16 protein-coding genes, 1 tRNA gene and 1 other RNA gene are annotated in these 17038 nt (G+C 72.0%); 6 read left to right on the forward strand and 12 right to left on the reverse strand.

Annotated features, from left to right (window positions below; translation table 11 throughout):
* Nucleotides 1-149 precede the first annotated feature (149 nt).
* Entirely contained in the window at nucleotides 150-1940 is a 1791-nt protein-coding gene (gene leuA, locus G443_RS15195) for a 2-isopropylmalate synthase (protein WP_211237463.1), read from the forward strand.
* 58 nt (nucleotides 1941-1998) lie between these two features.
* Here the strand turns inward: leuA and G443_RS15200 are convergent, their stop codons facing one another.
* The gene (locus tag G443_RS15200) at nucleotides 1999-2697 is read right to left on the reverse strand and encodes a hypothetical protein (protein ID WP_051313500.1); all 699 of its coding nucleotides are present in this window, start codon (nucleotides 2695-2697) and stop codon (nucleotides 1999-2001) included.
* Nucleotides 2698-3072: 375 nt separating this feature from the next.
* Here G443_RS15200 and G443_RS15205 point away from each other — a divergent pair, with 375 nt between their 5' ends.
* The 4 genes from G443_RS15205 (at nucleotide 3073) to G443_RS15220 (ending at nucleotide 5303) form a co-directional block, all read left to right on the forward strand.
* Complete coding sequence (locus tag G443_RS15205) at nucleotides 3073-3324, forward strand: hypothetical protein (protein ID WP_030226129.1); 252 nt, start codon at nucleotides 3073-3075, stop codon at nucleotides 3322-3324.
* 110 nt (nucleotides 3325-3434) lie between these two features.
* Nucleotides 3435-3779, forward strand: a complete 345-nt coding sequence (locus tag G443_RS15210; protein WP_026417682.1) for a metalloregulator ArsR/SmtB family transcription factor — start codon at nucleotides 3435-3437, stop codon at nucleotides 3777-3779.
* A gap of 10 nt (nucleotides 3780-3789) precedes the next feature.
* Nucleotides 3790-4320, forward strand: a complete 531-nt coding sequence (locus G443_RS15215; protein WP_051313504.1) for an SRPBCC family protein — start codon at nucleotides 3790-3792, stop codon at nucleotides 4318-4320.
* Nucleotides 4321-4475: 155 nt separating this feature from the next.
* The gene (locus G443_RS15220; protein ID WP_026417683.1) at nucleotides 4476-5303 is read left to right on the forward strand and encodes an alpha/beta fold hydrolase; all 828 of its coding nucleotides are present in this window, start codon (nucleotides 4476-4478) and stop codon (nucleotides 5301-5303) included.
* Here G443_RS15220 and G443_RS15225 read toward each other — a convergent pair.
* From G443_RS15225 to G443_RS15275, 11 genes are all read right to left on the reverse strand, one after another.
* On the reverse strand, nucleotides 5281-6405 hold the full coding sequence (locus G443_RS15225) for an ABC transporter ATP-binding protein (protein WP_035291521.1): 1125 nt from the start codon (nucleotides 6403-6405) through the stop codon (nucleotides 5281-5283). The genes G443_RS15220 and G443_RS15225 overlap by 23 nt on opposite strands.
* 35 nt (nucleotides 6406-6440) lie before the next feature.
* The gene (locus G443_RS15230) at nucleotides 6441-7439 is read right to left on the reverse strand and encodes an ABC transporter ATP-binding protein (protein WP_026417685.1); all 999 of its coding nucleotides are present in this window, start codon (nucleotides 7437-7439) and stop codon (nucleotides 6441-6443) included.
* A 2-nt stretch (nucleotides 7440-7441) separates the two neighbouring features.
* A complete protein-coding gene (locus tag G443_RS15235) occupies nucleotides 7442-8377 on the reverse strand; it encodes an ABC transporter permease (protein WP_026417686.1) in 936 nt (311 codons plus the stop codon).
* Complete coding sequence (locus G443_RS15240; protein WP_026417687.1) at nucleotides 8377-9387, reverse strand: ABC transporter permease; 1011 nt, start codon at nucleotides 9385-9387, stop codon at nucleotides 8377-8379. The genes G443_RS15235 and G443_RS15240 overlap by 1 nt, the downstream gene beginning before the upstream one ends.
* Before the next feature lie 44 nt (nucleotides 9388-9431).
* Nucleotides 9432-11138, reverse strand: coding sequence for an ABC transporter substrate-binding protein (locus G443_RS15245; RefSeq protein ID WP_026417688.1), 1707 nt, complete (start codon nucleotides 11136-11138; stop codon nucleotides 9432-9434).
* 131 nt (nucleotides 11139-11269) lie between these two features.
* Nucleotides 11270-11812, reverse strand: coding sequence for a uridine kinase family protein (locus G443_RS15250; protein ID WP_026417689.1), 543 nt, complete (start codon nucleotides 11810-11812; stop codon nucleotides 11270-11272).
* A gap of 226 nt (nucleotides 11813-12038) precedes the next feature.
* A complete protein-coding gene (gene recR, locus G443_RS15255) occupies nucleotides 12039-12647 on the reverse strand; it encodes a recombination mediator RecR (protein ID WP_016697683.1) in 609 nt (202 codons plus the stop codon).
* A gap of 34 nt (nucleotides 12648-12681) precedes the next feature.
* Nucleotides 12682-13059 (reverse strand): YbaB/EbfC family nucleoid-associated protein, encoded by a 378-nt coding sequence (locus G443_RS15260; protein ID WP_016697684.1) that lies wholly within the window; start codon nucleotides 13057-13059, stop codon nucleotides 12682-12684.
* 102 nt (nucleotides 13060-13161) lie between these two features.
* Nucleotides 13162-15291, reverse strand: coding sequence for a DNA polymerase III subunit gamma and tau (locus G443_RS15265; RefSeq protein ID WP_026417690.1), 2130 nt, complete (start codon nucleotides 15289-15291; stop codon nucleotides 13162-13164).
* Between the two features lie 63 nt (nucleotides 15292-15354).
* An RNA gene (gene ffs, locus G443_RS15270) (signal recognition particle sRNA small type) lies at nucleotides 15355-15449 on the reverse strand.
* A gap of 1 nt (nucleotide 15450) precedes the next feature.
* Nucleotides 15451-16239: a hypothetical protein gene (locus G443_RS15275; RefSeq protein ID WP_026417691.1), complete on the reverse strand. Its 789-nt coding sequence runs from the start codon at nucleotides 16237-16239 to the stop codon at nucleotides 15451-15453.
* Between the two features lie 473 nt (nucleotides 16240-16712).
* Here G443_RS15275 and G443_RS15280 point away from each other — a divergent pair.
* A tRNA-Ser gene (locus G443_RS15280) sits at nucleotides 16713-16799 on the forward strand.
* Nucleotides 16800-17038 lie beyond the last annotated feature (239 nt).

Raw genomic sequence — 17038 nt, forward strand, 5'->3', positions numbered from 1 at the left:
GATCGGGTCCCGGTCGGGGTTAGGCTCGGGCCGTGGCTCGTGGCCTGCTGCTTCTCCGCCGCGACGGGGTCTGACCAGACCGGCTCCCCGGCGCGGAGGTTTGCCGACGCCGGTCGTCGCACACAGCACAGGCAGACAGAGGAGACCACGTGAGCATCCCCAGTTCCGACGCGTTGACGGCCGCCGCCAGCAGGCTCCGGACCCCGTCCCGCCCGGCCCCCGTCGGACAGCCGCACTGGAACCGCCAGCTCGGAAGCGCCATGCCCTTCCACCGGTACCGGCCCTTCGCCGAGCAGGTCGAGCCGATCTCCCTGCCCGACAGGACCTGGCCGGACCGGACGATCACCGAGGCACCGCTGTGGTGCGCCGTCGACCTGAGGGACGGCAACCAGGCGCTGGTCGACCCGATGTCCCCCGCCAGGAAGCGGCGGATGTTCGACCTCCTGGTGCGCATGGGGTTCAAGGAGATCGAGGTCGGGTTCCCGGCCGCCAGCCAGACGGACTTCGACTTCGTCCGGGAGATCATCGAGGACGAGGCCGTTCCCGAGGACGTCAGCATCCAGGTACTGACCCAGGCCCGTCCCGAGCTCATCGAACGCACCTTCGAGGCCGTGGCCGGTGCGCCGAGGGCGATCGTGCACCTCTACAACTCGACGTCCATCCTGCAACGCGAGGTGGTGTTCCGGAAGGACCGCGCCGGGATCAAGAAGATCGCGACGGACGGGGCGGAGACCGTGCTGGCCGTCTCCAGGAAGTACCCGGACACCCGGTTCCGCTTCCAGTACTCACCGGAGTCCTACACCGGCACGGAGCTCTCCTACGCCGTGGAGGTCTGCGACGCGGTCACCGAGATCTGGAACGCCACCCCGGAGAACCCGGTGATCATCAACCTGCCGGCCACGGTGGAGATGGCCACCCCGAACGTCTACGCGGACTCGATCGAGTGGATGCACCGGAACCTGGCCCGCCGGGACTCCATCGTGCTCTCGCTGCACCCGCACAACGACCGGGGAACCGGGGTCGCGGCCGCCGAACTGGGTTACCAGGCGGGCGCGGACCGGATCGAGGGTTGCCTGTTCGGCAACGGTGAGCGCACCGGGAACGTCTGCCTGGTCACGCTGGCCATGAACCTGTTCAGCCAGGGTGTCGACCCCCAGCTCGACCTCTCGGACATCGACGAGGTCCGGCGGACGGTGGAGTACTGCAACCAGCTCGCGGTGCCCGAGCGCCACCCCTACGGCGGTGACCTGGTGTACACGGCGTTCTCCGGCAGCCACCAGGACGCCATCAACAAGGGCTTCGACGCACTGCGCGCGGAGGCCGCCGCGGCCGGTTCCGAGGTGGACCAGTACCGGTGGGCGGTCCCCTACCTGCCCATCGACCCTAAGGACGTCGGCAGGAGCTACGAGGCGGTCATCCGGGTCAACTCCCAGTCCGGCAAGGGCGGGGTCGCCTACGTGATGAAGACCGAGCACCAGCTCGACCTGCCCCGGCGGTTGCAGATGGAGTTCTCCAAGCTCGTCCAGCGGGTCACCGACTCCGAGGGCGGCGAGGTCGACCCGAAGGCCATGTGGGACGTCTTCGCGACCGAGTACCTGGACGCGGTGACGCCGCTCCGGCTCGGGGGGTACCAGGTCCAGGGCGGCGGGACGAGCAAGATCGTCGCGGACGTGGTGGTCGAGGGCGAGGAACAGCAGATCACCGGTGCCGGCAACGGGCCGATCTCCGCCTTCGTGGACGCGCTGGCCACGGTCGGGTACGACGTCAGGGTCCTGGAGTACGTCGAACACTCGTTGTCCGCCGGCGACGACGCGAAGGCCGCCTCCTACGTGGAGTGCGCGGTGAACGACCGGGTCCTCTGGGGCGTCGGGGTGGACACCTCCACCGTGGCGTCGGCGCTGCGAGCGGTCGTCTCCGCCGTCAACAGGGCCAACCGCTGACGACGCGGGGTGGTCGGCCGCGAACCGGCCGACCACCCCCGCGCCTACGGCCTGCGGATCACTTCCACCAACGGACCGGCTCGGCGGAGTAGTCGGTGCCGGGCACCTCGTCCGACCGGTCGTTGCGCCAGATCTCGAAGCCCGCGACCTCGGTGGCCTCCGGGGCCAGCGAGATGTCACAGGCCTGGTAGCTGGCGCCGACCTCGGTGAAGTCGCCGCCCGCGGACCCGCTGTCGCACTGGTCGAGACCGCCGAAGATGATGGTCAGGTCCTGGGCGCGGGAACCGTCGGGCAGGATTCCCCTGGTCCCGCCGACCGAGGCGTAGGCGAGGTCGTCGCCGCTCTCGTTGGTGACGGTGTACTTGAGGTAGTAGGGCACCAGGCCGGCGACCTGGTCACCCATGTCGAGGGGGTCGAGGTCGGAGGGCGAGCCCTGCTCGATCGCGTCCAGGGTGATGCTGATGACGCCGGTCGAGTCGGCGTACTTGAAGGGGATGTAGGCGGGCTCACCCAGCGCGAGCTCGGTGCCCTGCGGGGTGAACTCCCCGGAGAACTCACCGGCCGGCTCGACCGGGACGTCCGAGGCGTCGACCTCCTCGTCCTCCGCCACCTCGCTCTCGGGGGCGATCTCGGAGGTGGCCTCAGTCGGGGTCGAGGAACCCGCCTCGGCGTTGCCCTCCTCCGTGGAGGAACAACCGGCCAGCACCACCGCGGAGGCGGCGACCGCGACGAGGGGGGACCATGAACGGATTCGCAAGGGTGTCTCCTGTGTGAACCGCGCGCACCGCACCGGGGAGTCGCGAGGACTCCCCGGTCGGTACGACGATGCGAAAGTGGACCCCAGGGCACGAGTGAGTATGCCGTTCACACCCCTCACACACCCCCCGAATGGATGAATTTGTTGGCAAGAAAACCCGCGTCGCCCAGCGGGTGAAGGAGGGAACGCGGTGCGTGACCGGTTCCCGCCGTTCTTCCGAGCCGGGGTGGTGCGCTCCGGCGACTCGTGGTGATCGGACCGCTACCGCTCCTGGCGTACCATCGCCACCCAGCCGAACGAGCCTTCGGTCGCCGCCCACCCTCCCCGGACGTACGGTTGGCGCACCCGGCCCGCCGCTCCAACGAGGAGACGATGATGGACACCGGATCGGACGACGAGCTGCGCTGGTGGGTCAACTGCGTGGACTTCTCCGGACGCACGCGTCGGATCAGCGTCCTCGTCATGGGAGACCGGGTGGCCGTCGTCACCCCTCCCGGGGAGACGGCGGTGTTGAGCGCATCCGACGCGGCCCAGCTGGCGTTGGCCCTCGACAAGGCGGCGAGCGGTGAGCGGAACGCGACCGGGTCGCTGCCCACCCCTCGCCCGGGGCCGACCGAGGGCGACTGACCCGGGGCCGGCCACCGCGCCGCCTCCGCGACCCACCTCGCGCGCCCAGACTCAGCCCGCGACGCTTGTGTAGCTGGACAGCTACGTAGCTGTCGTGCTACTAATCGGTCATGACGCACGCGGTGTTCGAGGCTCTCGCCGATCCCACCCGCCGTCGGCTGCTGGAGCTGCTGGCCGACGGTGACCGCACCGCGGGGGAACTCGCGGGCGAGTTCAGCACGGCACGGCCCACCGTCTCCCGCCACCTGCGGGTACTGCGGGAGGCGGGCCTGGTGGGCTGGCGGTCCGAGGCCCAACAACGCGTGTACCACCTCGTCCCGGCCTCGTTGGCCGAGGCCGGGGACTGGGTCGACCGGGTGCGCGACCGGTGGTCGCGCCGACTGGACCAGTTGGAACACCATCTCGACCGGCTCGCGGCCGAGTCGACCCACGGCAGCACGCCGACAGCGGACTGAGGAGTAGGACGTGGAGCACCAACGACGGACGACGGACCCCCGGGACCTCGCGCCTCCCCCGGAAGCGGGAACGCTCGGCCTGGGGGATGACGGGGCCTGGCAGATCCTGTTCCGGCGGCACCTCGCCCACCCGATCGACCGGGTGTGGTCCGCCCTGAGCCAACCCGAGCACCAGCGGGAGTGGCTTCCCGGCGTGCGGATCGAGGTCCGGCCGGGCGGGTCCGTGCTCTTCGACTTCGGTGACGAGGGCAGCGCGGAGGGCACCGTCGCAGTGGTCGAGGCTCCAACGCTGCTCGAGCACAGCTGGTGCTGGTCCGACGAACCGCCCTCGACGGTGCGATGGGAACTCGCGACCGCCGCCGACGGGGGAACGGAGCTCGTACTCCGCCACCGGGCGGTGGACCAGGGGCCGGCCGCCGACTTCGCCGTCGGCTGGCACGGCATCCTCGACGGCCTCCGCGCGCACCTCGACGGGGGAACCGCCAGCACCGACCACGCCGCGCTCGACGCCTGGTACCGGGCGGCCGCCGCGCGGTCCTGAGGCGACCTGCCCGGCGAGGACATCCTCTCACTCGGTCAGGTGATAGTCCTCGACTCGGTGCTCGACCACGGGTATCACGGCCGTGTGCACTGTGGACCTGCCACCCACCGACGACCCTGGTCACCACCGTCCCGACGGCGTCGGGACCGGGACCGATGACCGCGCGCGTGGTGCTGGTCTCCGGCGCCTTGACCCGCCCTGATCGGACCTACGCCACCCTGGCCGCCGAGCTGGCCGAGCGCCACCTGGAACCCACGGCCATCCCGTGGGGCCCGGCGTGGCGCTCGGCCGACACCCTCGCGGCGTACGGGGTGGCGGACGAGGCCCGTCTCGTGGAGGACCACCTGGACCACTTCGACGGGCCCGTGTCGGTCGTGGGCCACTCCTGCGGCTGCCTCGCGGCGATCCTCTTCGCCCTCGCCCGCCCACATCGGGTGACCAGTCTGACGTTGGTGGACATCGCGTGGCTGGGCAACCGTCCCCGGTGGCCGGGTCAGGCGGAGTTCACCGCCGAGATGGACCGGATCGCCGCTCTCCCCCCGGCCCGGGTGGGCCCGGCCTTCGCGGCCGCGTTCTCCCCACCCGGCCCCCGGCCCGCATCCGCGCCGGCGGTCCCACCCCCCGAGCTCGGACGTCTGGTGACGGAGGCGCGGGTCGGCTGGACCTCATGGCGCCGGGACCCGCTGGAACCGGAGCTCGACCGGCTGACGATGCCGGTGCACCTGCCCTTCTCCACCTCGAGCCCGACCTGGATGCGCGCCGTCGCCGTCGCGCTCGCGGCCCGCCTCCCGAACGCGACCAGCTCGCGACTACCGGGAACGCACCTGAACGTCGTGAGCCGGAACGCCGGGCGGATCGCGTCGTGGATCCACCGGCACGTCGCCACGTCCGCCGGAGCCCCGGCGACGGGTGTCGGCCGGGGCGGACCCGAGGGCCGCGCGCCCGGCCCTCGGTCCCCGATCAGGGTCCCAACACCTCCGTGACGGAGGCCGGTCCCGCCGCGGAGGACGACGTCACCCCCGGCAGGCCGGTCGTGGCGTCCACCGCCTCCGCGGCCACCGCGTGCCGGGCGATTCGCCCGTCCCGGATGTCCTCGGCGAAATGGCAGGCCACCCGGTGCCCTGGTGCGACCTCGCGCAGCGCGGGGCGCTCGGTGTCGCACCGGTCGGCCTGCCGCCAGGGGCATCGGGTGTGGAACCGGCAGCCGGGCGGCGGCGCGGCGGGCGACGGGAGATCACCGGACAGGAGGATGTGCTCGCGGCGGTCCTCCAGCTCCGGGTCCGGCACCGGGACCGCCGACAGCAGTGCTCGGGTGTAGGGGTGGAGCGGTTCCTGGTACAGGGCGTCGGAGGATGCCTCCTCCACCAGCCCACCCAGGTACATCACACCGATCCGGTCCGAGATGTGCCGCACCACGGCGAGGTCGTGCGCGATGACCAGGTAGGTCAGGCCGAACTCCTCCTGGAGGTCCCCGAGGAGGTTGATGACCTGCGCCTGGACGGACACGTCCAGTGCCGACACCGGCTCGTCCGCCACGACCAGGTCGGGGTTGACCGTCAGCGCCCTGGCGATCCCGATCCGCTGCCGTTGACCACCGGAGAACTCGTGCGGGTACTTGCGCAACGCCGTCTCGGGGAGGCCGACCGCTGTCAGGAGCTCCCGCAGCCGCCGGTCGGTGGCGACCCGGTCGGTGTCCAGGCCGTGGGCCCGCAGCCCCTCCACGAGGATCGACGCCACCGACTGGCGCGGGTCCAGCGAGGACATCGGGTCCTGGAACACCATCTGCATCCGACGGCGCATCCGCCGCAGCGGCTCCCCCTTGAGGGTGGAGAGGTCCACTCCGTCGAAGACGACACGCCCCCCGGTCTGGTCGACCAGGCGCAGCAACGCCCTGCCCAGGGTCGACTTCCCACACCCCGACTCGCCGACGAGCCCGTAGGTCTCGCCCCGCCGGATGCGGAGGTCGACGCCGTCCACCGCGTAGACGTGGCCGACGGTGCGGTCGAGGAAGACGCCGCGCTTGATCGGGAAGTGGACCTTGAGGTCCTCGACCTCCACCAGCACCCGGTCCTCCTTCGAGGCCACCGTGCTGGCGTTCGCCGACTCGTCGTGTGCCGCGCTCACCGGGCCGGCACCTCCTCACTGGGTGCCGGTCGCCCGACCGGGTTGTGGCATCGCAACAGCCGTTCGCCCTCCCGGGTCATCTCCGGACCGCGCTCGACGCAGGCGTCGACCGCGTTCGGGCACCGGGGGGCGAACGCGCACCCACCCGCCCACGGGATGTTGTCCGCGACCGAACCCCGGATCGGGGTCAGCCGCTCCCCCCTGGGCGCGTCGAGCCGGGGGATCGAGGCCAGCAGACCCGCCGTGTAGGGGTGGCGGGGCTCGGCGAACAGCTCGTGTCGCCCGGCCCGTTCGACGATCCGACCGCCGTAGAGCACGTTGACCTCGTCGCACATGCCGGCCACGACACCGAGGTCGTGGGTGATCATGATGAGGGCCGTTCCCGTGTCCCGGACCAGCTCGGAGAGCAGGCTGAGGATCTGCGCCTGGATGGTCACGTCGAGAGCGGTCGTGGGTTCGTCGGCGATCAGCAACCGGGGTTTGCAGGCCAGCGCCATCGCGATCAGCGCCCGTTGGCGCATCCCACCGGACAGCTGGTGCGGGTACTCCTTCAACCTGCGGCCGGGGTCGGGGATGCCGACGCGTTCCAGCAACTCGGCCGAGCGGAGCGCGGCCTCCCGGCGCCGCAGGCCCTCGTGCCGCTCCAGCACCTCGCTGACCTGGACCCCGATCGGGATGACGGGGTTCACCGAGGACAGCGGGTCCTGGAAGACCATGCCCAGATCGCGACCGCGGCGGTCGGCGAGCTCGCGGTCGGAGAGCCGGAGCAGGTCCTTCCCCTCGAACTCGACCGTGCCGCCGACGCGCACCCCGCGCTGGGGGAGCAAGCCCATGATCGCCAACGAGGTCACGGACTTCCCACAGCCGGACTCGCCGACCAACCCCACCATCTGCCCAGGGCTCACGTCGAAGCTGATGCCGTCCACCGCGGCGAAGGGATCCTCACCCTTGCGCTGGAACACGACCGAGAGATCGCGCACTTCGAGCAGCGCCATGTCTACCGCCGCCTCTTCGGGTCGAGAGCGTCCCGCAGCGACTCGCCGACCAGCGTGAAGCCGAGGGCCACCACGATGATGCAGGCCGCTGGCCAGAAAGCCAGGTGCGGATGGGAATCGATCACGTTCTGGGCGTTGCCGAGCATCTGCCCCCACTCGGGGACCGAGTCGTCGGCCGCCCCGAGCCCCAGGAAGGACAGCGCCGCCGCGTCGATGATGGCCACCGCCAGCACCAACGTCGACTGCACGATCACCGGGCCCAGGGCGTTGGGCAACATGTGGCGGAACACGATCGACCGCTGCCTGACGCCCAGCGACCGGGCCGCGAGCACGTGGTCGCTCTCCCGCTGCGCGAGCATCGTGCCCCGCAACAGCCGGGCGAAGACCGGGATCTGCACGATCGCGACCGCCAGGATCACGGTGAACTGGGTCTGCGCGGAGAACAACGCCCCGATGGACACCGCCAGCAGCAGCGACGGGACCGAGAGCATCACGTCCACGATCCGCATGACGAGGGAGTCCACCCACCCGCCGAAGGCCCCGGCCAGGGTACCCAGGGTCAGGCCCCCGCCCAGACCGATCACGGTCGCCAGCACCGCCACCAGCAGGGTCTGCTGGGAACCCAGCAGGACTCGGGAGAAGAGGTCCCTGCCGTGCTGGTCACCGCCGAAGGGATGCCCCTCCTGCGCCGGCGGGATGCTGTTCGTGGCGCGCGACACCTGGTCGGCGAGCATCCGCACACCCGGGTCGTGCGGGGCGATCAGCGGGGCGATCAGGGCGAGCAGCACGAACAGCCCGATGATGGACGCGCCCACCAGGAAGACGGGGTTGCGGCGCAGCCGACGCCAGGCGGAGGCCGCGAGGCTCACCCCGGTCTCGGTGGCGCTGGACTCCGCGAGCGAGTCGATCCGCTCCTTGCGACTGGTACCGATGGCCATCAGCGTGTCCTGATCCGTGGGTCGATAGCGGCGTAGGACAGGTCCACGAGCAGGTTCACCAGCACGTACGTCATCGCGGACGCCAGGATCACCACTTGGAGCACCGGGAAGTCCTTGCGTTCGAAGCCCAGTGCCAGCGCTTGGCCGAGCCCGGGGATGTTGAAGACCCGTTCGGTGAGCACCGCACCGGAGAGCAACGCCCCGGTCTGGAGGCCGATCGTCGTGACCACCGGCAGCATGGCGTTGCGCAGCACGTGCCGGCGTCGGATCACCGCCCCGGCGAGCCCCTTCGACCTGGCGGTGCGCACGTAGTCCTCGTCGAGGACGTCCAGCACGGCGGCCCTGGTGATCCGGAAGATCACCGCGAACGGGATGGTGGAGAGGGCGATCGCCGGCAACAGGAGGTGGACGAACGCGTCGAGGGCCGCGTCCCACTCCTGCGTCAGGATGCCGTCGAGGACGTAGAAGCCGGTGACCCTGGTGGCGTCGATACCCCCGGTCTGGCGCCCGGACGCCGGGAGCCAACCGAGCTGGACGGCGAAGATCCACTTCAGCAGGAAGGCGAGGAAGAAGACCGGCACCGCGATCCCGACCAGGGACCAGGTGATGCTCAGGTTGTCCAGGATCCGGCCGCGTCGCCGGGCGGCCAGGTAGCCGAGCGGGATCCCCACCGCGATGGCGATCAGGATGGCCAACACCGCGAGTTCCAGCGTGGCCGGGAAACGTTGCAGGAAGACGTCCAGCGCGGGTGTCCCCCGCTGGACGCCGGTCGAGGTGCCGAAGTCGCCGCTCAGCGCCCGGGCCACGAACCTCCAGTACTGGAGGACGATGGGCTGGTCGAGCCCGAGGTCGGCGCGCAGCGCCGCCTCGGACTCCGGCGTGGCCCGGTCTCCCAGGAGGGCCGAGACCGGCCCTCCCGGGAGCGCCCTGAGCCAGGCGAACAGCAGCACCGACAGGGCGAGAACGACCAGCATCAGCTGTCCGAGCCGCCGTACGGTGTAGCGCAGCACGAGGGTTCCTTGTGGTGGGAGCGATCAGATCCGGTGTCGGTGGCTCACTCCACGGTGATCGTGTTGAACTCCTCCGCGGTCAGCGGACTCGTCACCAGGCCCTCGACGTGCTCGGCCACCACGATCGCCGGCGGGGAGTGGGAGATCGGGATCGCGGGCAGCCACTCGCTCATCAGGTTCTCGTTGATCTCCTCGTACAGCCCGGTGCGGATCTCCTCGTCCGGCTCGGAGTCGGCCGCCGCGAGGTCGTCCGCCAGCTGCTGCCCCCAGTCGGACTCCCCGGTGTAGAACTGCCCCTCGGTCGAGCTGAAGAAGGAGCCGAGGAAGTTGTCGGCGGTGTTGTAGTCACCGGTCCAGCCGAGCAGGAACAGCGGGGCGTTGCCCTGGTTGGACTCCTCGATGTACCCGCCGGCCCACGGACGGCTGACGGCGTTCACCGTGATGCCGACGGCCTCCAGGTCCTGGGAGATGGCGTTGAAGATGCCCTGGGGGTCCGGCAGGTAGGGGCGGGTGACCTCGGTGGGCCACCAGAAGTCGACCGTCAGGTCCTCGTGACCGGCCTCGGCCAGCAGCTCCTCGGCGAGCTCCGGGTCGTAGTCGTAGGTCCGCACGTCGGCGGACCAGCCCTCGACGCTGTCCGGGTAGAGCTGGGTCGCCACCTCGGCGCCGTCGGGAAGGGTCGAGCTGACCAGGCCCTCCCGGTTGATGGCGTGGGCGAGGGCCTGCCGGACCCGCAGGTCGCGCAGCGCCGGGTTGTCCTTCTGCGAGATGCCCAGGTACAGGATGTTGAACGGGTCCCGGACCTCGACCTGGAAGCCCTCGTCCCGCAGCTGCTGGTAGTCAGCGGGGTTGGGCAGGTCGTACCCGTCGATGCCGCCGGACTGGAGCTCCTGCTTGCGGGCGGTCTCGTCCGGGATGATCCGGAAGATCAGCCGTTCGATGTTCGCCTTGCCGTCCTCGTCCCAGTACTCCTCGTTCCGGGTCAGCTCGATCGTGCCGTTGCCCTCGTCGTAGGAGGAGAAGACGAAGGGGCCGGTCCCGGTCGGGTGCTCCCTGGCGTACTCGGAGAACACGAAGCTGTCACCCTCGGCCCGCACGTCGTTGGCCGAGTGCTCCTCCAACGCCGTGGGCGACTGCATGGAGAAGGCGGGCAGCCCGAGCAGCGACGGGAACTTGCCCGTGGCCCTGGTCAGGGTGACTGTCGCCGTGTGCTCGTCGTCGACCTCGCACGACTCGTACAGCGAGGGCGTGGCGCCGTCGGAGAAGCCGCCGAAGTTCTGCTTCCAGTAGTAGGACAGGGCCTCGCTCTGGCCGGCGCCCTCCTGGGTGTACCAGCGCTCGAAGTTGTAGCAGACCGCGTCCGCGTCGAAGGGGGTTCCGTCGTGGAAGGACACCCCCTCCTGGAGGGTGAAGGTCCACTCCAGGCCGTCGTCACTGGACTCCCAACCCGTGGCCAGCTCGGGAACGACGTCGACATCGCCCGGCGCGAAGGTGACCAGGCCCTGGAAGATCTGGCGCGCGACGCGGAACGTCTCACCGTCCGAGGCGTAGAAAGGGTCGAACAGCGCCGGGGCGCCGGCCGCACCGAAGGTGAAGGTGCCACCTCCGGAGCCCGAACCTCCGTCGTCGCCGCCACCGTCGCCCCGCTGGGACTCGGCGCAGGCGGACAGGGACAAGGCCACAGCGCCCGCGACACCCACGGTCGTGAGTCGCCGGAGCCTGGGGTTCAGGGCCCTTTTGGATACGGCCATCGTGCACCTCAGTCGTTGACGGTTACTGACGGATTGATGGCAGACCCTAACGGGTTATGGACAAGAATCGGACGTGTCACGGATCACGATCGCGCAACCAGCACGGGGGGTCACGAAATCGCAAAACGACGTCACGGGTTCGTCATCTGGACGTGAGCCCGTTCACGGGTCGAATCCCGGCGGAACCACTCGGTTTCCACCCGCTGCCATTCCACCAGGTGAGGGCGTGTTCCCGCACCGTCCCGGGCGACCGCCCGCTCCAACCGAACGGCGGGGTCGGGATGCTCCACCCAGACCAGGAGGCTCGCCCGATCCGCCACCTCGACCCGAGCCGAGGAGACACCCTCCAGCACCAGCACGTCCGGTGGCGGCACCTCCAGCCACGCCCCGGGAACGGGCTCACCGCCGCGCCACTCCACCCGCTGGTAGCGGGCGACCTCGCCCCGCTCCAGCGGGGCGAGCACCGCCCGCTCCAGCCGAGGCCACCAGCCCACCGGTTCCGACCAGGTGGCGAAGTGGTCCGTGGGCACGACGTCGATCCGCACCCCCCGCTCCCGGCCGAGCCGGACCAGGTCCTCGGCCAGCGTCGTCTTGCCGCTCCCCGAGGGACCGTCCACGGACACCAACCTGGTGCGGCCGAGTCGTGGAGGACGGGACAGCACCCTGTCCAGCACCGCACGAGCGTTCGCCGACCCCGTCACCGCACCCCCCGCCCCCGGTGAACGACGCGCGGAACCGACCTGGCCACGACCCGTCGACCGGGCACGCCGGAGGGGATCGGCAGGACTTCGCTCCAGGCAGGGCGGCAGGAGCCGCCAGCCGGCGGACGGGAGCGCCGGCGCACCGAGGCACCGTCCGGTGCGGCTCGCACCCGGTCCTCCGCGCCGCCGACGGCCAGGATCACACCGACCGGCGCCCGGACAGCGCGCGGCCGAGAGTCAGTTCGTCGGCGAACTCCAGGTCCCCACCCATCGGCAGCCCGGAGGCCAGCCGGGTGACCGTCAGCCCGGGGAAGTCCCGCAACATCCGCACCAGGTAGGTGGCGGTCGCCTCCCCCTCGGTGTTCGGGTCCGTGGCGATGATGACCTCGGTCACCTCCGCACCGCCGTACTGCCCACCGATCCGGCCCAGCAGCTCCCGGATGCGCAGCTGGTCGGGCCCCACCCCGGACAACGGGTCCAACGCCCCACCCAGGACGTGGTAGCGCCCCCGGTACTCCCGGGTGCGCTCCACCGCGAGCACGTCCTTGGGCTCCTCGACCACGCACACCAGCGCCGCGTCCCGGCGGGCGTCCCGGCAGATCCGGCACGTCGCCTGCTCCGACACGTTGCCGCAGATGTCGCAGAAGGTGACGCCCTCCTTCACCCTTTGGAGGACCTCCTGGAGCCGGGTGACGTCGGCGGGCTCGGCGCCGAGCAGGTGGAAGGCGATGCGCTGCGCGCTCTTGGGACCGATTCCGGGCAACCGCCCGAGTTCGTCGATCAGGTCCTGGACTGGGCCCTCGTACACTCCACCGTTCCTTGCCTCGCCGCTCCGGCCGTCGTCACAGCCCGGGGAAACCGGGCAGCGCGGGACCGCCGGGGCCGCCCAGCCCGAGCCCTCCCATGTCCCCGAGGCCGCCGGCCACCGGGCCCAGCTTGCGCTGCGCCAGCTCCTGCGCCTCCCGGTTGGCGTCGCGGACGGCCGCGACCACCAGGTCGGCGAGGGTCTCGGTGTCCTCCGGGTCGACGGCCTTGGGGTCGATGACCAGGTTCTGGAGCTCTCCGGAACCGTTCACCGTGGCCCGCACCAGGCCACCACCGGCGGTGCCGGTCACCTCGGCTTCGGCCAGCTCCTGCTGGGCCTCCATCACCTGCTGCTGAAGCTTCTGCGCCTGCTGGATGATCTGTTGCATGTTCGGCTGGCCACCGGGCTGCACCATGGCTCCTCTCGACGGAGGTCGTCGGTCTCGCGTCGCCGCAAGCCTAGCCGTCCCGCCGGGTGCTCGGACGAGCCGCGCCGCCCCGGGGGCTCGCCGAGGAACTCAGGTCACCAGGCGCCCGCCCAGCTGTTCGGACAGCAGCTGGATCGCCGTCTCCTGCGGGTCCCGAGGCGGTCGCACGTCCCGGGGGTCGTCCGGTCCCTCCGGGCCCTCCGCGCCGGGGCCGCCCGGGACGGCCGTGCCCCCCGGGGGCACCGCGACGTCGGTGGCTGGCGTGTGGCCGTTGGACCTCGGCGCAGCCCCTCGAGCTGGGCTCGCCGCCCCGGCGGGCGGGTCCGGGTCCGGCGGTTCCGGTTCGTCGGGTTCCGGTGGCAGGGGGATGTCGTCCTCGGCGGTCACCGCCCGGGGCGCCGGACGCGCGGTCTCGGTCCGCCTCGGTGGAGTCGGCTCGGGAGCCCGACGCGGCGGTTCGGGGCGCCGGGCGGGCGCCGGGGCCGGCTGGTGACCGGTGGCGGGCGAAGCTCCACCACCCTGGCCGAGCCGGGCCGCCTCCTCCGCCGACACGCAGCGGACCCGCCAGTCCCCCCCGAGCACCTCTCGCAGGGCGGTGGCGATGATCTCGCTGTTCCTGGTGTCGGAGAGTCGGCGGACCAGCGCCGACGCCGGGTGGGTGAACACCACCTCGCCGTCGGCGACCGAGTGCGCCACCGCGTCGGTCAGCATGGCGCCGAGGCTGCGGCTGTGGTCCCGGACCTTGGAGAGCAGGGTGGGCCACATCTTCCGGACCGTGGCGACGTCGACGGTGTCCCGTGCCGGGGCCGGAGCCACCGGGGCGGGCGGCGGGGCGGCGGGGCGGGTCTCCTCCGGTGGGGCCGGGGCGGCCGCCTCCGGGGTGCGCGGGGGCTCCGGCCGCTGGGCCTCCTCGTGGCGCTCCGCCGTCGACGGCGGCTGCGCGGGCGCCTGGCTGGGCCGTTGGAACGCTCTCCGGGGCGGCGCCCCCTCCTCGTGGGCGGCGGGGAGGGACGGGGTCGGCGCGCTCCCGGGAACCGGGGCCGCCACGGCTCCGCCGCCCGCCGCCAGGCGTTGCTCGACGGCCTCGACCCGCTGGAGCAGTGCCCGCCCCGAGGACTCCGCCGCCGGCAGCAGCATCCGGGCGCACAGGAGTTCCAGGAGGAGCCGGGGCGAGGTGGACCCGCGCATCTCCCCCAGCCCCGAGTGCACGATCTCGGCGAACCGCGTCAGGGCGGCCGGTCCCAACCGTTCGGCCTGCCCGGTCATGGTGGCCAGCCCGTCCTCGGGCGCGGACACCAGGCCCCGGTCGGTGGCGTCGGGGACGGCCCGGAGCAGCAGGAGGTCCCGGAACCTCTCGAGCAGGTCGGTGGCGAACCGCCGGGGATCGTGCCCCGCCTCGATGACCTGGTCGACGGCGGCGTAGACACCGGGGGCGTCCTCGGCGGCCAGCGCCTCCACCATCGAGTCGATCAGCGCGACGTCGGTGACGCCCAGCAGGGCGATCGCCCGCTCGTAGGTCACACCCTCCGCCCCCGCGCCGGCCAGCAACTGGTCCATCACGCTGAGCGTGTCCCGACCCGAACCACCGCCGGCCCGGACGACCAGCGGGAACACCGGCGGTTCGACCGCCACGCCCTCGGCCGAGCAGATCGACTCCAGCAGGTCGCGGACCACCGCCGGCGGCATCAGCCGGAACGGGTAGTGGTGGGTCCGGGAGCGGATGGTCGGCAGGACCTTGTCCGGTTCGGTGGTCGCGAACACGAAGACCAGGTGGTCCGGAGGCTCCTCCACGATCTTCAACAGGGCGTTGAAGCCCTGGGTGGTGACCATGTGCGCCTCGTCGATGATGAAGACGCGGTAGCGGGACTCGGCCGGTGCGTAGAACGCACGGTCGCGCAGTTCCCTCGCGTCGTCCACACCACCGTGGCTGGCGGCGTCCAGCTCGACCACGTCCACGTTCCCCGGCCCCTCCGGAGCCAGGGCCACGCAGGAGGAGCAGGTTCCGCACGGGTCGGCGGTCGGTCCCCGAACGCAGTTCAGCGACCGCGCCAGGATGCGGGCGCTGGAGGTCTTGCCGCAGCCCCTCGGCCCCGAGAAGAGGTAGGCGTGGCTGATCCGCCCGGCGTTGAGCGCGGTGCGGAGCGGGTCGGTGACGTGTTCCTGGCCGACCACCTCGGCGAAGGTCGCCGGGCGGTACCTGCGGTAGAGAGCCAGTGCCACACCAAGAGGCTACGCAACCGCACTGACGGCCAGCTCAGGGGCCGGGTCGGGGCAGCCCCGGGCACAAGGGGACCCCGTGCACCCGCCAGAGCCCGCTTACCCTTGCTGCCTTCCGGCCCTGGGGGAGTTCACAGGATGGACGCCGCACGGGGTCCACGGTCAGTGTAGTGGACGGCCGGCCACGTCTCCGGCGGGGGGCCGTGAGGCGCGAACCGGGGCCCGCCCCGCCCCGCGACCGCGGGCGTCCTGCCAGGAGGGCTCGCCGTGGACCTCCAGGACCACCAGTCCGTCGGAGGTCGCGGTCTCCCCTCGCACCCGGGCCGCCTCCCCCTGCGGTACCTCGCAGCACCGCACCGGTCGCCCATCCCGGAGCAGCGGCATCCGGACAGGGGTCGCCGCCGTGTACGCCAGGACGGACAGCCCCTCCCCCTCGCCGTCCACGGTCACCAGGCCGGTGCGCAACCACACGAGCCGGTACCGCTCACCCCGGCCCTCGCAGCGGTCGAGCACGCGAATCTGCTCCCTGGTGGCGAGCCAGACGAAGTGCCGCTCACTGGTTCCGGGGGCCGCCGCGAGGGTGGCTGGTCGCTGTTCGTCGACCACCCGGAACCCGGAGGCCCACACCGCCGCCAGCCCGCTGCACCTCGCGCGCAGGGCCACCACCGGCCCGGCCAGGCCGAGGGAGGTCCGCAGCCAGCCGATCTTGCCGGGGCACGCGTTGGAGCCGTAGGTGAGCACCGGGAACCGGGCGGACGTTGGCTCCACGCCCCGGGAGGCCAGCCAGTCGTCGAGGTCGGTCCACGCCGGGCGCACCCGCCATCCCGCCGCGGCGCCCGGGTCGCTGGACAACGGGTAGCAGACCCCGTCGGCTGAGACGAAGGAGCAGGGGGGACGAGCACCCGGGTACGGGCGGGCCGGGAAGTCCGATTCGGCGAACGGTATGTCCACGGTCTCCTCCGAGGCGCCGGAACCGCGATTCGGATCCGGTGCCGACCGGCGGGCCGGGGTCCCGGCGGAGCGCGGAGCCGACATGACGCACCCGAGATGCGGATGGGAGGGGGCGAAGCCGGGGTGACCCCCGTAGGACGAGGTTACGCACGAACACGAAAGGGGGGCCAGGTCGTGAGCGACCCACCGCCACCGATGTCCTCCCTTCGGGGCACTCGTTCCGTGGCACCGGGTCCACCCCGCCCCGGCCCGGCGTGCGGGGCCGGTGGACCGGGACCACCGAGGTCACCGAGCGTCGGCGTCTCCTCGCACGGGGAGGGGCCGCCGGCAGGCGGAGCCGGACCCGCGCGGCGCCCGGCGGACGGGACGGTGTGCCCGCTCCCCGCCGCGCGCGAGCCGCTCCCCATCCCCGCCCGGGCTCCGCGCACCGCCCTGTCCCGAGGACGGGAACCCCTTCGTGTAAGCTCTGCGGCGGAGGATTCGCCTAGCGGCCTAGGGCGCACGATTGGAAATCGTGTTGGGGCTCAAACCCCTCACGGGTTCAAATCCCGTATCCTCCGCTCCAGGAAGAAACCCCCGGTCACCCGGGGGTTTCTTCGTGTTCGGGGGGCCTCGTGGCCCGCTTCGCGGTGCACCGCCTCCCACCGCAGCCCGCTCGCCCGGCCGGCTCGCCGTCACGGGGCCGGCTCGGGTGGCTCACCGCCCGGCCTCCGGGACGGTGGGGCCGCTCCCGTCACGTCCGCCCGCGCGGAGCCCCGCCGTTCGCCGGCGGGCGCATCCGTCGCCCCCACGCGTGCCC

The organism is Actinoalloteichus caeruleus DSM 43889, from assembly GCF_000429185.2.
In the GTDB taxonomy this organism is placed as follows: domain Bacteria; phylum Actinomycetota; class Actinomycetes; order Mycobacteriales; family Pseudonocardiaceae; genus Actinoalloteichus_B; species Actinoalloteichus_B caeruleus.

Excerpts from the sequence above, each read along its gene's own strand:
- G443_RS15205 (WP_030226129.1), top strand. The coding sequence starts at position 3,073 with ATGGACACCGGATCGGACGACGAGCTGCGCTGGTGGGTCAACTGCGTG.
- G443_RS15210 (WP_026417682.1), top strand. The coding sequence starts at position 3,435 with ATGACGCACGCGGTGTTCGAGGCTCTCGCCGATCCCACCCGCCGTCGG.
- G443_RS15220 (WP_026417683.1), top strand. The coding sequence starts at position 4,476 with ATGACCGCGCGCGTGGTGCTGGTCTCCGGCGCCTTGACCCGCCCTGAT.
- G443_RS15230 (WP_026417685.1), bottom strand. The coding sequence starts at position 7,439 with ATGGCGCTGCTCGAAGTGCGCGATCTCTCGGTCGTGTTCCAGCGCAAG.
- G443_RS15235 (WP_026417686.1), bottom strand. The coding sequence starts at position 8,377 with ATGGCCATCGGTACCAGTCGCAAGGAGCGGATCGACTCGCTCGCGGAG.
- G443_RS15245 (WP_026417688.1), bottom strand. The coding sequence starts at position 11,138 with ATGGCCGTATCCAAAAGGGCCCTGAACCCCAGGCTCCGGCGACTCACG.
- G443_RS15260 (WP_016697684.1), bottom strand. The coding sequence starts at position 13,059 with ATGGTGCAGCCCGGTGGCCAGCCGAACATGCAACAGATCATCCAGCAG.